Origin of the sequence: Bacteroides propionicigenes, from assembly GCF_018390535.1 — a bacterium.
In the GTDB taxonomy this organism is placed as follows: domain Bacteria; phylum Bacteroidota; class Bacteroidia; order Bacteroidales; family Bacteroidaceae; genus Bacteroides; species Bacteroides propionicigenes.
This window is the reverse complement of sequence record NZ_JAHBBW010000008.1, coordinates 98,494-115,373: the sequence shown is the minus strand read 5'-3', so window position 1 is coordinate 115,373 and position 16,880 is coordinate 98,494. Positions and strand designations below refer to the sequence as shown.

10 protein-coding genes are annotated in these 16,880 nt (G+C 43.0%); 3 read left to right on the top strand and 7 right to left on the bottom strand.

Annotated elements, in window-relative coordinates:
* Window positions 1-7 precede the first annotated feature (7 nt).
* From KG118_RS11190 to pelA, 3 genes are all read left to right on the top strand, one after another.
* Window positions 8-3,040: an efflux RND transporter permease subunit gene (locus tag KG118_RS11190; RefSeq protein WP_117710983.1), complete on the top strand. Its 3,033-nt coding sequence runs from the start codon at window positions 8-10 to the stop codon at window positions 3,038-3,040.
* On the top strand, window positions 3,037-4,362 hold the full coding sequence (locus tag KG118_RS11185; RefSeq protein ID WP_117710982.1) for a TolC family protein: 1,326 nt from the start codon (window positions 3,037-3,039) through the stop codon (window positions 4,360-4,362). Before KG118_RS11190 ends, KG118_RS11185 begins: the two co-directional genes overlap by 4 nt.
* Before the next feature lie 109 nt (window positions 4,363-4,471).
* Window positions 4,472-5,578, top strand: coding sequence for a pectate lyase (gene pelA, locus KG118_RS11180; protein WP_117710981.1), 1,107 nt, complete (start codon window positions 4,472-4,474; stop codon window positions 5,576-5,578).
* A gap of 100 nt (window positions 5,579-5,678) precedes the next feature.
* Here the strand turns inward: pelA and KG118_RS11175 are convergent, their stop codons facing one another.
* The 7 genes from KG118_RS11175 to KG118_RS11145 all read right to left on the bottom strand — a co-directional run bounded on the left by KG118_RS11175 (window position 5,679) and on the right by KG118_RS11145 (window position 16,685).
* Window positions 5,679-7,319 (bottom strand): fumarate hydratase, encoded by a 1,641-nt coding sequence (locus tag KG118_RS11175; protein WP_117710980.1) that lies wholly within the window; start codon window positions 7,317-7,319, stop codon window positions 5,679-5,681.
* 110 nt (window positions 7,320-7,429) lie between these two features.
* Complete coding sequence (locus KG118_RS11170) at window positions 7,430-9,415, bottom strand: DUF4954 family protein (RefSeq protein ID WP_117710979.1); 1,986 nt, start codon at window positions 9,413-9,415, stop codon at window positions 7,430-7,432.
* Between the two features lie 120 nt (window positions 9,416-9,535).
* Window positions 9,536-10,795 carry a GTPase HflX gene (hflX, locus tag KG118_RS11165; RefSeq protein ID WP_117710978.1) on the bottom strand — a complete coding sequence of 420 codons (1,260 nt, stop codon included), beginning with the start codon at window positions 10,793-10,795 and terminating at the stop codon, window positions 9,536-9,538.
* A gap of 180 nt (window positions 10,796-10,975) precedes the next feature.
* Entirely contained in the window at window positions 10,976-11,482 is a 507-nt protein-coding gene (locus KG118_RS11160) for a lipid-binding protein (RefSeq protein WP_117710977.1), read from the bottom strand.
* 20 nt (window positions 11,483-11,502) lie between these two features.
* Complete coding sequence (locus tag KG118_RS11155) at window positions 11,503-12,144, bottom strand: immunoglobulin-like domain-containing protein (RefSeq protein ID WP_117710976.1); 642 nt, start codon at window positions 12,142-12,144, stop codon at window positions 11,503-11,505.
* Between the two features lie 23 nt (window positions 12,145-12,167).
* Complete coding sequence (locus KG118_RS11150) at window positions 12,168-13,598, bottom strand: SusD/RagB family nutrient-binding outer membrane lipoprotein (RefSeq protein ID WP_117710975.1); 1,431 nt, start codon at window positions 13,596-13,598, stop codon at window positions 12,168-12,170.
* A gap of 18 nt (window positions 13,599-13,616) precedes the next feature.
* A complete protein-coding gene (locus KG118_RS11145) occupies window positions 13,617-16,685 on the bottom strand; it encodes a SusC/RagA family TonB-linked outer membrane protein (protein WP_262898365.1) in 3,069 nt (1,022 codons plus the stop codon).
* Between the last annotated feature and the right edge of the window lie 195 nt (window positions 16,686-16,880).

Sequence of the window (16,880 nt, the reverse complement as noted above, 5' to 3'; positions counted from 1 at the left end):
TCTCATCATGAATATATCCGAATTAAGTATACGGCGACCGGTACTCTCTACTGTATTGACACTGATTATCCTGCTCTTCGGTTTCATCGGATACAACTACCTCGGTGTACGCGAGTATCCATCGGTGGACAATCCCATTATTTCCGTATCGTGCTCTTATCCCGGAGCAAACGCCGACGTTATTGAAAACCAGATTACAGAACCGCTGGAACAGAATATCAACGGTATCCCGGGCATTCGTTCTCTTTCCAGTGTCAGCCAACAAGGCTCATCACGCATTACGGTGGAGTTCGAACTTTCCGTCGATTTGGAAACGGCCGCTAATGACGTACGCGACAAAGTTTCACGTGCCCAGCGTTATTTACCTCGCGACTGTGACCCGCCAACCGTATCCAAAGCAGACGCCGATGCCACACCCATCCTCATGGTTGCCCTGCAAAGTGACAAACGTTCCCTATTGGAGCTGAGTGAAATAGCCGACCTTACTGTAAAAGAACAACTTCAAACAATCTCCGATGTAAGTAGCGTAAGTATCTGGGGAGAGAAACGTTACTCCATGCGCTTGTGGCTCGACCCTATCAAAATGTCCGGTTATGGCATTACCCCTATCGACGTAAAGAACGCTGTAGACAGCGAAAATGTGGAACTTCCATCGGGTAGTATCGAAGGAAATACCATTGAGCTCACCATCCGCACGCTCGGATTGATGCATACGGCAGAAGAGTTCAACAACCTCATTCTGAAAGAGGACGGCAACCGTATTGTCCGATTCAGTGACATAGGCCGCGCCGAACTTGGTCCGGCAGACATCAAAAGTTATATGAAGATGAACGGCGTCCCTATGGTGGGTATTGTAGTAATCCCTCAGCCGGGTGCCAACCACATTCAGATTGCCGATGCCGTATACGAGCGTATGGAGAAAATGAAGAAAGACCTGCCGGAGGACGTACACTATTCCTATGGGTTTGATAACACCAAATTTATCCGTGCTTCTATCAACGAAGTAAAACAAACCGTGTACGAAGCTTTCATCCTCGTAATTATCATCATCTTCCTGTTCCTCCGCGATTGGCGTGTCACGCTGGTTCCTTGCATCGTAATCCCTGTTTCGCTCATCGGGGCCTTCTTCGTTATGTATCTGGCGGGATTCTCCATCAACGTACTTTCCATGCTTGCCATTGTGCTTGCCGTAGGACTTGTGGTTGACGATGCCATTGTAATGACGGAGAATATTTATGTTCGTATCGAAAAAGGGATGCCTCCGAAGGAGGCGGGTATCGAGGGAGCGAAGGAGATATTCTTTGCTGTAATCTCTACTACCATCACACTGGTAGCAGTATTCTTCCCCATCGTTTTTATGGATGGTACGACAGGTCGCTTATTCCGCGAATTCAGTATCGTGGTATCCGGTTCTGTTATTATCTCCTCCTTTGCCGCACTGACTTTTACTCCGATGCTGGCTACCAAATTACTGATAAAAAGAGAAAAGCAAAGTTGGTTCTATCGCAAGACCGAACCTTTCTTTGAAGGGATGAACAACTTATACAGCCGCTCTTTAGCGGTTTTCCTGCACAAACGCTGGATTGCGCTGCCTTTCACGGTGGCAACCATTATCATTATCGGATTTCTTTGGAACTATATCCCCGCAGAAATGTCACCATTGGAGGACCGTTCGCAAATCAGCATCAACACACGTGGTGCCGAAGGCGTCACCTACGAATATATCCGTGACTATACAGAGGACATCAACCAACTTGTCGACTCCATCACGCCCGATGCTGAAGCGGTAACCGCCCGTGTATCCAGCGGTAGCGGTAACGTGCGTATCACCCTGAAAGATATGAAGGAGCGTGACTACACACAAATGGAAGTAGCGGAAAAGTTGTCGAAAGCGGTGCAAAGAAAAACAATGGCGCGTTCTTTCGTACAACAATCCTCTTCGTTCGGCGGGCGGCGTGGCGGTATGCCCGTACAATATGTGCTGCAAGCCACTAATATCGAGAAGCTGCAGGAAGTATTGCCTAAGTTCATGGCAAAAGTATATGAGAACCCCATATTCCAAATGGCTGACGTAGACTTGAAATTCAGTAAGCCGGAAGCACGCATCAACATCAACCGCGACAAGGCAAGTATCATGGGAGTCAGTACCCGCAACATCGCCCAAACCCTGCAATACGGGCTGAGCGGCCAGCGTATGGGTTACTTCTACATGAACGGAAAACAGTACGAGATATTAGGAGAAATCAACCGCCAGCAACGTAATAAGCCTGCCGACCTGAAAGGTATCTATATTCGTAGCGATAAAGGGGACATGGTACAGCTTGACAACCTGATAGAGCTGACTAACGGCATTGCACCGCCCAAACTATATCGATACAACCGATTCGTATCCGCCACTGTCTCTGCCGGACTTGCCGATGGCAAGACTATCGGCCAAGGCTTGGACGAAATGGACAAGATAGCCAAAGAGACATTAGACGACACTTTCCGTACTGCCCTCACCGGAGACTCAAAGGAATACCGCGAAAGTTCTTCCAGTCTGATGTTCGCTTTCATCTTGGCAATCCTGCTTATCTACCTGATTCTTGCCGCACAGTTCGAGAGCTTCAAAGACCCGTTGATTATCATGCTGACAGTACCCCTCGCCATTGCCGGTGCACTCGTATTCATGTATTTCGGAGACATCACGATGAATATCTTCAGCCAAATCGGTATCATCATGCTAATTGGTCTGGTGGCAAAGAACGGTATTCTGATTGTAGAATTTGCCAATCAGAAGCAGGAAACCGGCGAGGACAAGATACAAGCTATTAAGGATGCCGCCCTACAACGCCTGCGCCCTATCCTGATGACAAGCGCCTCTACCATACTGGGCTTGATACCGTTGGCATTCGCTACTGGCGAAGGTTGCAACCAGCGTATCGCCATGGGTACGGCCGTAGTAGGCGGCATGCTCGTATCTACCTTACTCACGATGTATATCGTCCCCGCCATTTATAGTTATGTATCTACCAACCGAAGTAAACTAAAGAACGAATGAGACGTACGATTTTATTTTTCTTAATCATTCTGTGCACTATACCCGCCATTCAGGCACAGCCTGCACCTATCTATACTCTGAAATCTTGTTTGGAACAGGGACTACTAAATAACTATTCCCTACGCATCACACGCAACGAACAGCAAATAAGCAAAAACAACGCTACCGTTGCCAATGCCGGTTATCTGCCTACCCTCGACCTGTCCGCAGGCTACAGGGGTACGTTGGATAATACCGAAACAAAGCTGCGTGCCACTGGCGAAACGACCAAAGAGAACAGAATATTCGACCAAACCGTTGACGCAGGCATCAATCTGAGCTGGACTATATTCGACGGCTTCAACATCACCGCCAACTACCAAAAGTTGAAGGAACTGGAACGGCAAGGTGAAACCAACACCCGCATCGCCATCGAAGACCTGATAGCCAACATCGCCGCTGAATACTACAACTATGTGCAACACAAGATACGTTTGAAAAATTTCCGCTATGCTGTATCGCTCTCCAAAGAGCGTCTGCGTATCGTAGAGGAGCGTTATCACATCGGAAACTTCTCCCGTCTGGACTACCAGCAGGCCAAAGTAGACTTCAATGCCGACAGTGCACAGTACATGAAGCAGCAAGAATTGCTGCACACCTCACGCATCCAACTGAACGAACTAATGGCTAACGAAGATGTAGACTGCCCCTTCATCATCCAAGACAGCCTCATCAACGTCAGTGCCAAATTGAACTTTGAAGAACTTTGGAACGCCACTCTGGAAGCCAACTCTTCCTTACTGAAAGCGGAACAGAACAATACCCTCGCACGTTTGGACTACAAGAAAGTCAGTTCCCGCGACTACCCATACGTAAAAATGAATGGAGGTTACGGCTATACTCTCAACAAATATGATATTTCCGCCAACAGCCGTCGCAGCAATCTCGGGCTGAACGTAGGGGTCACCGTAGGCTTCAACCTTTTCGATGGCAATCGCCGCCGTGAACGACGCAATGCCCGCATCGCGGTGCAAAACACCCGCTTGGAACGCGAGCAGCTTGAACAAGCCCTACGTGCTGACCTGAGCAACCTGTGGCAGGCCTATCAAAACAATCTCCAAATGTTGAACTTGGAACGTCAAAACCTCGTTGCAGCCAAAGAGAACCATGAGATTGCCATGGAACGCTATATGCTCGGTAACCTTTCCGGTATCGAAATGCGTGAAGCGCAAAAAAGTTTGTTGGATGCTGAAGAACGCATTCTGTCGGCAGAATACGACACTAAACTGTGCGAAATATCCTTGCTACAAATTAGCGGAAAAGTAGAACAATACTTGGAATAGGTACATCCATATATATCACAATATTTACCCCCTTAAAAACAAATATTACCATCCTTTCTTTAGAGTTTTCTCTACTTTTGTTCGCAAATAAACTAAAAGCAGTAATATTATGAAACGAACAATCCTTTTCTGTGCATTGCTCACCCTTACCATTGGAGCCAATGCACAGGAAGCAACCCACTACAAAGAGAAGCATCCCTATAAGGAATGGGTCAAAATGGCTCCCAAATTGGATGACGCTTTCTTCACCACTCCTGAAGCTATCCGTATTGCCGACAACGTACTGCTCTATCAGCAAACCACCGGCGGCTGGCCTAAAAACATCTATATGCCCGCCGAACTGACAACCGATGAATTCCAGAAGGTTCTCGCCGCCAAAGGTAACGTCAACGAAAGCACTATTGATAACAGTGCCACAAGTACGGAAATCCGCTATCTCTCCCGTATCTACTTAGCCACCAACATAGAAAAATATAAGAATGCCGCCTTAGAAGGCATATGCTACATCCTGAAAGCACAATATCCCAATGGCGGTTGGCCCCAGTTTTGGCCGCGCCCCAAAGGCTATTACACCCATATCACCTACAATGACAATGCAATGGTAAACGTCATGAACCTGCTACGTGACGTATACACCAAGAAAGCCCCATATACTTACGTACCGGATAGTATTTGCCAACGCGCACGTACCGCCTTCGATAAAGGTGTAGAGTGCATCCTCAACACCCAAGTAAAGCAAAACGGAAAACTGACCGTATGGTGCGCCCAGCATGATGAGTACACCCTTGCCCCCGCCAAAGCCCGTGCTTACGAACTTCCCTCACTCAGCGGCGCCGAATCGGACAACATTGTCCTGTTGCTAATGTCCATTCCCGATCCCTCACCTGAGATTATCGCCTCTGTAGAAGCTGCCATCGCATGGTTCAAAGCAAGTAAAATTACAGGCATCACCCGTGAGGAATTCACCAACAGCGAAGGTAAGAAAGATTTCCGGATGATTCCCTGCCCGCAGGACGATTATCCCTGTCCCACGCTTTGGGCCCGTTTCTACACCCTCGAAGATAACCGTCCCTTCTTCTGCGACCGCGACGGAGTGAAGAAGTATAATATTTCCGACATAGGCTATGAACGCCGCAACGGCTATAGCTGGTACAACAATACAGGCCTAAAAGTATTGAAGAAGTACGAACAATGGAAGAAAAAACTAAGTAAATAAGAACGAGATAGTTGCAATGCAGTGCAAACATCACAAAAAAGACCGCTTGGAAAATATCATCCACAAGCGGTCTTTTTCTTTATTACGTGATTAGCTGCTCTTACTTACTACAGTTCCAAGGCTTTAATTGTTTGAAGAAGTCATTACCTTTGTCATCTACCAAAATGAATGCAGGGAAGTCTTCCACCTCAATTTTCCAAATAGCTTCCATACCGAGTTCGGGATATTCCACACACTCGATGCTCTTAATATTGTTCTGTGCCAAAATAGCTGCAGGGCCACCGATAGAGCCGAGATAGAAACCACCGTATTTCTTGCAAGCATCCGTAACTTGCTGGCTACGGTTACCTTTAGCAAGCATAATCATGCTTCCGCCGTGACTTTGGAAGAGAGCAACATACGGATCCATACGTCCGGCAGTTGTCGGTCCCATCGAACCGCAAGCCATACCCTGCGGAGTCTTGGCAGGACCGGCATAATAAATAGGATGGTCTTTGATATATTGCGGCAGATCTTCACCACGGTCCAAACGTTCTTTCAATTTGGCATGGGCAATGTCACGACCCACAATGATAGTACCGTTCAGAGATAAGCGGGTGGAAACCGGATACTTGGTCAACTCTTTCAGGATATTCTCCATCGGTTGGTTCAAATCAATCTTCACAACATCGCCTTCACCGGCTTTACGAAGTTCGGCAGGGATAAGTTCACCCGGATTGCTGTCGAGCTTCTCAATCCAAATACCCTCCTTATTGATTTTACATTTGATGTTACGGTCGGCCGAGCAGGAAACTCCCAAACCGACAGGACAAGAAGCGCCATGACGCGGCAAACGAATAATGCGTACATCGTGGGCCAAATACTTGCCGCCGAACTGTGCACCAAGACCTATTTTATGAGCTTCCGCCAATACTTGTTTCTCCAGTTCCACGTCACGGAAAGCACGACCAAATTCGTTACCGGTAGTAGGCAGGTTGTCGTAAAAGTGAGTGGAAGCCAGCTTCACTGTCAGCAGGTTCTTCTCGGCAGAAGTACCGCCGATAACGAATGCGATGTGATAGGGAGGACAAGCAGCAGTACCCAGTGTCTTTATCTTTTCAATGAGGAACGGAACCAATGTTTCGGGATTCAAGATAGCTTTTGTCTCCTGATAGAGATAAGTCTTGTTGGCAGAACCACCGCCCTTAGTAACACAAAGAAATTCATACTCCATGCCTTCGGTAGCTTCGATGTCAATCTGCGCCGGAAGATTACACTTCGTATTCACTTCATCGTACATATTGAGAGGAGCATTCTGGGAATAACGCAAGTTCTCTTCCGTATATGTCTTGTAAACACCGAGTGAAAGAGCCTCTTCATCGCAGTAGCCCGTCCACACTTGCTGTCCTTTTTCACCGTGGATAATGGCCGTACCCGTATCCTGGCAGAAAGGCAATACGCCCTTAGAGGCAACTTCGGCATTGCGCAGGAAAGTCAAAGCCACGTACTTGTCGTTATCACTTGCTTCAGGGTCACTCAAAATCTTAGCAACTTGTTCGTTATGCGAACGACGCAACATAAAGGAGACGTCACGGAAAGCCGCATTAGCCATTGCGGTCAGACCTTCTTTCTCAATCTTCAGGATAGGTTTTCCTTCAAACTCGCTTACGGACACGTAGTCCTTTGTAAGCAGATAATACTCAGTTGTATCCTTACCCTTCTCAAACATGGGCTGATACTTGAACGGAGGTGTTGTTGCCATAATTACTTGTTCATTTAATGTTTAAAAATGATTCGTGACACAAAGGTAGCAACTATTATTGAAATATTTCTTTAATTAGGGTGAAAACTTACAGGCAGATGCAGTACTACTCACCGTATGCATTGCATACGTCCTATCAGTTCATCACCCAGCGCCGTCTTCACCTCAATGTGCTTCAGTACGGCGGTTACAAACGGATTGCTTTCAAAGTCACCACGCACCTGCTCGAAGTCGAGTTCCTTCTCAAGACGAGAACCATCGGCACCAAAGCCGGTCATGGAAGCCAAGGAGAACTCTTTCTTGGCATCTTCATAAACCATGCGGTCCAAACCGACAACAGCCTCTTTCCACTTTTCAACAATATGGATAATGTCTTCCGCAGTAATGTTTTCGGGATTGATTCCATAAAACTCTTCCAGTTTGTCATATGCCCATGTCCACTCGTAAGTATAATAGTTCCGGTGCATCCGCTCAAACTCGGCATTAATATACTTCAGACGGTTCACCGCACCGGATTCAATCCCGTCTATCAAAGTATCAATCTCACTCTTCGGAGCTATCAGTCCGGAAATATCCACCCACTCACCACTGCCAATAGAAATATCAGGCTTCAGACGAGCACGTATTTCTTCATTGCTCCGGAAATTGATGCCTTCCAGACGTTTGATTACAGAGTTGCCAAGAAACTTGTGGATAGCGATTTCATAGAAACCGATACCCTTTACCAACGCTGAATTACGAATCTTGGCGCTATGGAAAGAATAGATATCGGACAGTTCACCCGAAGCATAACGCAAGTTTTTCAACGTATCCCGTCCCTTAAACATCTTCTGTACAGTATAGGGACTGAGAAGATTGTAGTTAATGAAATCCAGCTTATTGGTATCGGTACGTTGGTCGCGCTTGGGCCATTTCTGAGCATCGCGGATAGTACCCACACTGCGCAAGTTGACGCCCGGTACGAGGTAAGTTGTATTATTCTGCTCTATCAAGTAGGAGAACGGCAGATTGGAAGTATCTGAGTGATTGACATGACGCCCCATAACAAGGGAGAATGCCCCTACCCTTGCAGGCCATAGGATATAAGAATCGGAGGTAGTCTTGGCACCACGTTCCAACGTACCCTGATGAATAGGACCGAGCTTATACATATGGTTACTCTGATTGGAACCGGAACCGGCATTCATAAAGGAAAACATACCGGCTATAAGCAAGGTAGATTTATGATGTGTCACCGTATAAGGTCCGGCAAAGATAGCACACGCTTCACCATTCTCTCCCTGGCAGTTACTGAAAAACAAGGAGTCCGAAGCGGAGTAGTTATGCCCTAGTTTACAAGCCTGCCCCACAAAGCATCGAGTAAGCATGGCCCCATCGTCCACGTGCGAACCGGATGATATGATAAAATTGTCGCAAATAACACCGTGACCGATGTGTACAGGCGCCAGTTCATTACTGTTTATGCTTCCGTTATACAAACGGCACGTACCACATATGTGACAATAATCACCTATACGCACATTCTTGATAGAACCGGTATTGAGTATCATTACATGGCTACCAATAAAACCTACCGCTGAGGCATGTTTATTGGAATAGAAATCTGTGATTTCCTTCATTCGTGCAATCAACTCCGGACGATGACGGTAAAGTGCCATAATATAGGCCTGATGGGCGGAGAGTTTGTCACTGATAAGTACCTCACGCCCGCCCGTTTCATTCAGGACAGATACCTCTACGCCGTTACCGAACTTGGACAGCCCGTCTACAAGAATGATGTCTACATTCTCGATAAAAGTATCATGTCCTATTTCATAATTTGCAATATAGTTCTGGATATTCTCAATGCAGCAGTCATCGCCCACCGTCACATTATGAAGCGTCACGTGTCGCAAACCGGAGTGTTTCTTTATTCCGCCCGGCAAGGTAAACTCCGAGTGGAATATACCCAAACGCACTTCACCCGAGAAACGGGTATGATGTACAAATTCCGTTGAAAAGCCCTCTGCAACGGTCACTTTCCCCCAATCATCCGCCAGACACGACTGGCTTTTCAACCGAAGTACTTCGTCTTCGGTCAAGTTTCTGTAAGTCATAACACTTAAATTAAGAATGAAGAATGAAGAATGAAGAATGAAGAAACTGACTGCACCGTATCATGCAAACAATATACCGCACGGCAATTCTTCATTCTTCGCTCTTAATTCTTCATTAAATTAAACTTCCTCTTCTTCGTAGGTCTGATAAAGAAAATCATTATAGGGGTACTTCTGCACGTGCAGTTCTTTCACACGCCGGTAAACCACACTCTTCAGTTCCTCTACATTGATTCGTTCGCGGGCGGAGATAAAGAGACAATTGTCTTCCATCTTTGCCATCCACGTCTTCATCAGTTCCTCAAGTGTTAAGTTTTCTTTAGTCCTGGGGGTAAGGTCGTCTTCCGCTTTCTCCACATAGGTGTAAGCGTCTATTTTATTAAATACAAGTATCATGGGCTTACCGGAAGCTCCAATGTCCGCCAATGTCTTGTTTACCACTTCTATCTGTTCTTCAAAATCGGGATGAGAAATATCCACGATATGCAACAGCAAGTCGGCTTCGCGCACTTCGTCCAAAGTAGATTTGAAAGAATCTACCAAATCGGTGGGTAACTTACGGATAAAGCCAACCGTATCGGATAAAAGGAACGGCAGGTTCTCAATAATAACTTTACGTACCGTAGTATCCAATGTAGCGAACAGCTTATTTTCCGCAAAGACTTCACTCTTGGACAGCAATGTCATCAAAGTGGACTTTCCAACATTGGTGTATCCGACCAGTGCCACACGTATAAGACGACCGCGATTCTTACGCTGAGTAGCCTTTTGCTTGTCAATCTCTGCCAAACGTTCTTTCAACAACGCCATACGATTCAGGATGATACGGCGGTCCATTTCCAACTGCGTTTCACCCGGACCACGCAAACCTACAGAACCTTTACCGCCACCGGCTCCTGAGCCACCGCCCTGACGCTCCAAGTGAGTCCACAAACGCTGCAAGCGGGGAAGCATATATTTATATTGCGCCAATTCCACTTGGGTCTTTGCATTAGCAGTCTGTGCACGCATGGCAAAGATGTCGAGAATAAGTGAGGTACGGTCCAGTATCTTGATTTTCAACTCACCCTCAATGTTACGTATCTGTTTTGCCGAGAGTTCGTCATCAAAGATTACCATACCGATTTCACGCTCGGCTTCCTCTTCATTACGGATATATTCTTTTATTTCCTCCAGCTTACCCTTGCCAACATACGTCACAGAGTTTGCCGCATCCAACTTCTGAGTAAATCTTTTCACGACTTCCGCCCCGGCTGTCTCAGCCAAGAATGCCAGTTCATCAAGGTATTCGTTCGTCTTACGCTCATCCTGAGTTTTTGTGATAAGACCTACCAATACCGCCGTTTCAACCTGTGCTTCGGAAATTACAAATTCTTTCATTCTATTTTATACCTTATTATATATAATATACCTTTATGGTATACGGCAGCAAATATAACGATTTTCACAAGAATCTTCATCTATATAATACAGATTATTAAAAACTAGAGTAGCGATAAAGAAAAAGAGTGGTCACCTTTTCAGGTAACCACTCCTAAATCTATATAGATCTAAGGTCTATTAATATTCATCGTCAGTCCAGCCTGTCCGCTTATGTCCCTCCACTTTATAAACTAACTGTTCAGAGTCATCAGAGAACTTGACTTTAAAACAAATACTATCTGTTACAATACCTGTCTTTGACTTAGCCACATTAAACATTACCTTTCCTTCGGTAATCACCACATTACAATCCTCATAACTCAAATTAGGCAATTCTGCATCAGATCCAAAACTTAATGCACCTGGATTAGCAAAAGCCTTTACCTTAAAGTCCCAAAACTCCCCTAGATCATCTACAAACAATTCATCAGCTTTGTTTGCTGCAGAGTTGTAAGTATATAAAGGCAAATTCTTATAATCACCGATAACTTCCCATTTATCCGGAGCTGTTTCTTGATAGTAAGTAACCCACCATTCACCAGCCAAAATGCCAGGCGCTGTATAGTCTATCTTGTCATCATCGTTGCATGAGCAAAACACAAACAACGCACAAATAAATAAGTATATTAATTTACGATTCATCATATTCTTTATTTTTTAGATTGTTACTCCTTAACCCATTTTGTACTAAAAGTAACGCCAGCATTTACACCACCAGTAAACGTTGCGTCAAATTGAATAGTCTTAGTTACCGCATCTATTGTTCCTACTACTGATATAGGACCGTATGCACAACTGTTAGTAAGAACCAATAGTTCCGTCCCTCCCATATCCAAGAAGTACAAAGGAATAGCAGTTGTCTGCCACCAACAGTCACTTGCTTTATAATATCCCAACTCACCGGTAACCAAATCAACTGAAATTTGCTTCTTTCTAGTAGCATGCACCAAAGTATAAGTACCAGAATAATCATTCTGTACTAACTCCGGAGTAACAAGCACCATACGACTCGTAGTCACAGGAAAACCTTCTTTGGACACAGTTTCATAATTCAAGGTATACAAGCCTTTTTCCTGAATATTAACGGAGCCCGTAACTTTCACAGGATACTCTTCATCACCGACAAAAGCCTTTACCCCCGGATCTGTAAATGTACCGGTAGGATCCAATTTTACATTCATAAAAGCAGCACCTTCCATTTGGAATTCCGGGAAAGCAGTCAATTTAGATATCCCCTCAGTTTCCTTATCGCATGAAACTAAAGTAATGCTACACAGAGCTATAATGATTGATATTATTTTCTTCATATTTTTCGTTCTTTATTAATTAATCATTTAACAGCCCACCACAGAGGTACATCTGGTTCTACACGCTGAGGAACATTTTCCTTATTAGAGGTTAACTCATATTCCGGAAATACCAGTCTCTGTATAAAAGCTGTCTTATCTACTAAAATTGAGTTCTTAGATACGGTAAAATGATCTGGATAACCAGTACGATTAAACTCAAAGAACGCCTCAAGTCCTTGAGACAAGAACATTGATAACCATTTCTGAGTAATAATACTTTTTAACGGATTAGCTGAATCATATTCATAGGCAGCACCCGTTTGTAATAAAGCATCAGCTTCAGATGCAATTCCATAACGATTAAAAGCAGCACGTACCCCTTCTTCATACTTATCTTGGGCACCTGCCCCACCTTTACATTTCACTAACGCTTCTGCTTGCAGAAAAGCACTTTCTGCTGCAGAGAGAAAAATGACAGGATCAGAAGCCGAGATTTTACCTTTTGATAACGAGCCAGTAGGTTGCTCAGCAGCAGGTTTAGAATAATCACCTTGATCCAGACCTTCATATTCTCCTCTATTACCTTTCTCATACATATAAGATAAACGAGGGTCATTGTTAGCCCGTACAAAGTTTAAAGTTGTATTGGAAGCTTTCAAATTAGCATTACCCAAACCATAAACTTCTGAATCATAAAAAGGATTATAATTACCCGGAGCATCTTTGTACCCATTAATAGAAGCATCTACCGAAAGAAACTTAACGCCAGAATTAAGCATAGAGTTAATTATCTGCTCCGACTCACTCTGTTTTGCCTTATATTGGCGAATGGCAAGTTTTAATTTCAATGTATTGGCAAACTCTTTCCAATGTTCTATATTGCCACCAAATATTAAATCGGCATTCCCCGGATCTGTGCATGTGGTAGCTTTAAAGTCCTTACTCAAAGCATCATCTAGTCTAGCAAATAAATCAGAGTAGATTTCTTCACCGGAATCAAACTTTGGTGTGGTAACTCCCTCATCAGCTTTACATGCTTCAAAATAAGGAACAGTTCCATACAAATCGACCAATACTTGAAAAACATAAGCTTCCATTACAGTACCAATCAAATAATTATTCCAATCTTCAACTTCTGCCGAACGTTTAATTGCCTTTTTAAAGTCTGTTAATGAATACGCATATAATTTCAAATACTCGGAATTCATCACGCTGGAAGTTACATTATAAGAGTCCCAAGCTTTATACTGATTAGCTGTGTTATCTTGGGTAAAATGCTGGGCCCAAAGTGCTCCCAATATTGCATACTGTCCACCAATTACAGTAGCTGCAGATCCCATACCCGAAGTAATTGGCATTGCTGTAGGTATTTCAGACGGATAGTTGGGATCCGTATTTATATCCAACCATTGATCGCAAGAGCTAAATGTTACAGCCGCGATAGCAACTAGAAATATTTTAAGTCTATTCATAATTTACTTGTTTAAGAATTAAAATGATGCTTTGATACTAAATCCAAAACTCTTAATGGAAGGTGATGCACTAAACTCACCAAACTCACTTTCCAAGTCCAAGCCCATATTAGAGACAGTAGGATCAACAAAATTATTAGAGCTTGGAGTCCACACCCATAAATTATGAGCATAAGCGCTCAAAACCAAACTATTGAGATAAGCCTTTGCAATCCATTGTTTCGGGAAAGAGTATGATAAATGAATATCTTTCAGCTTCACATACGTCTTGTCAATCAAGTCACCTCTGTCAAACTCTCCACCATTATTATTCCAATAACTATCATAATAGCTATGGTTAATAGGAGTCGTATTTTCTACATAAGAAATATTGTTTGCCGCATCTTTTACTTCAATCACAGATCCTGGAACAATGAACGGTTGGCGGTCGTTGAATAATGTTTGAGGAGAGTTTCCTACAAAGTAAGTAGTACCTTTGGTTCTTGAATACATCAAACCGCCAACACGTATATCAAAATTGAACCCAAGAGTAAAGCTCTTATAGGACAATTCACTGCCAACACCCATCATGTACTTATACTCTGAAGAACCAAAAATCTCACGAGTCGACGACTGCTTCGGAAGACCGGTTTGACTATCTACCACAATATTACCATTTTCATCCTTCTGCGTACCATAGCCAACAAATACTCCCAAAGGCTCTCCCGGCATTGCTAATAAACTTACACCGTTTGTGAAACCAAAAATATTAAATTCTTCCAAGCCATTGCCTAAGCGCACAACTTTACTTCTATTCAAAGTCCAGTTTACATTTACATTCCATTCAAAATCTTTAGTGCGAACAGGTACAACATTAGCCATCAATTCAATACCTCTATTACGAATACATCCCAAGTTCATATATTGAGTTGTATAACCACTTGACGGACTAATCGTAACCGGCATAATTTGATCTGTTGTTTCACGATTATAGAACGTTACATCTAACCCCAATCTGTTCTGCAAGAAACGCAAGTCCAAACCAACTTCATATTCTTTTGTCATTTCCGGCTTCAGGTTAGGATTACCAATGATGTTACCATATGAATATGCATTTACACCCGAAAATGGATATTTCAAGCCATCACCAAAAGGATTACTTACAGTTCCTTCCGAATAATAACCATTAATCATATAAGGTTCCACATCATTACCTGTCTGACCATAGCTAACACGTACCTTACCATAGGTCATAAAATTCTTCAGCACTTCAAAAGCATCAGTAAATATAAAGCTCAAACCTACTGTTGGATAGAAGAAAGAATTATTATTTTTAGGTAATGTAGATGACCAGTCATTTCTAGCCCCCACATTCAAGTACAAATAATTTTTAAAGCCTAAATCCGCTTGCCCATAAACACCCATCAAACGACGTAAAGAGGAAGCAGACGATTTCACTGCAGGATTAGGGCTATTGGATATATTATAAAAGTTTTCCAAATCCAGGCCTTGAACTGAAACATTTAATGTCTTTTTATATCTTTCATTCACATTATATCCCAACAGTACATTCAAATGGAAATCTTCCGATATCTGCTTGTTGAAATTTGCAAATACATCACTATTCAATTCCCTTCTTTGCCCTGTACGTTCACCTACATAACCAGTTTCTACACTTTCTGTATCATTTGCTCCTTCAGGAATCATAATAGCACGCCAACTTTTACTGCGATAGTTACTCAAGTCGCCACCAACGCGCCAAGTAAGAGTCAAAAAATCAAAGAGTTTAGCACTCAATTCCAAACTACCATAAATACGATCCTCAATATATTTATTGCCATCCTCATTTAAATTGAAATAAGGGTTAATGACACCATACGGAGTATACCAGTTGTCCGGACTATAAAATTTATTCTTATAATCTTTCATATCCACGATACTAAAATCTCTCGGTATCTGAATTAGATTATTAAACACGGAATATCCCTGACCGGAAGAAGCCGTACTTACATTTCTATTAATATAGTTAAGGCTTGCAGATGAAGTTAACCATTTTCCTTCGTAAGATCCCTTCAAAGAAACAGCGTTTCGTCTGTAACGGTCCGAATTACCAGGTAAAATACCATTATCTGTTATATTAGAGTAAGACATATAATACGTAGTTTTCCCTTTACCACCACTGATTGCCAATGAGTTATCAGTTTGAACACCTGTCTCATAAAAATCTTTCATATTATTTTTCTGAGCCGAATATGGTTTATAAAGTTGTTCTCCGTCTACAATATGTCCCCACAAGCGTTCCACGCCATCAAGTTTAGGTCCCCAACTACCATTTTCCAATAATGAATTGGCAAATCCCCATCCTTGTCCATACCTGTTTTGGAACTCAGGCAGTACACCTGCTCTAGAGAAAGTGGTATTACTAACAAAGTCAATTTTCATCTTGTCATTACTCTTTCCCTTTTTAGTGGTAATCATTATAGCACCATTGGCAGCACGCGATCCGTAAAGTGCAGCAGCAGAAGCACCCTTCAGTACAGTCATTGATTCTATATCATTAGGATTAATATCATTAATACCATTACCAAAGTCTGTATTATTAGCTAATTGATTATCACTTGAATTCTGTAGTGTTTCATTATTTACGGGAACGCCATCTATTACAAATAAGGGTTGATTACTTCCATTCAAAGAAGAAAAGCCTCTCAATAAAACTCGCGTAGAAGCACCGGCCGCACCAGAAGAACTAGATATACTAACACCGGCAATCTTGCCAGACAAAGCATCAAGCATACTTCTATCACCAGTTTGCGTAATTTGCTCACTCTTTACTTGACTAGCACTATAAGCCAATGATTTCTCAGCTCTTTTTATACCAACAGCCGTCACTACGACCTCATCAAGCACTTCTGTATCAGACTTTAACACCACCCTCAAATTAGGTTTTATCGCAACTTCCTGTGCCTGCATACCCACGAACGAAACCTGCAAAGTCTTCGCAGGACTACAGGTTTTATAAGTGGTTGAAAATAAGACTCTTGTAATTCTTTTAAAAGTCTGGAACTCACATAAAATCTCACTACAAGATACTCTGACATATATTGACAATATAACTAAACTACCTATATGTTACCTATGTTTTATGGCAAACATCTGGTATTTAGTATTTTAAATATAGTGATATACTTCTTGCTATCGCAAATTAGAATGTACTCATAGTTTTATTGCACTATTCTTGTAAATAAAAAGATATATATGTTAGTAGAAAAACACACAGTTTAAATATTGTATAAAAAGTAGGAG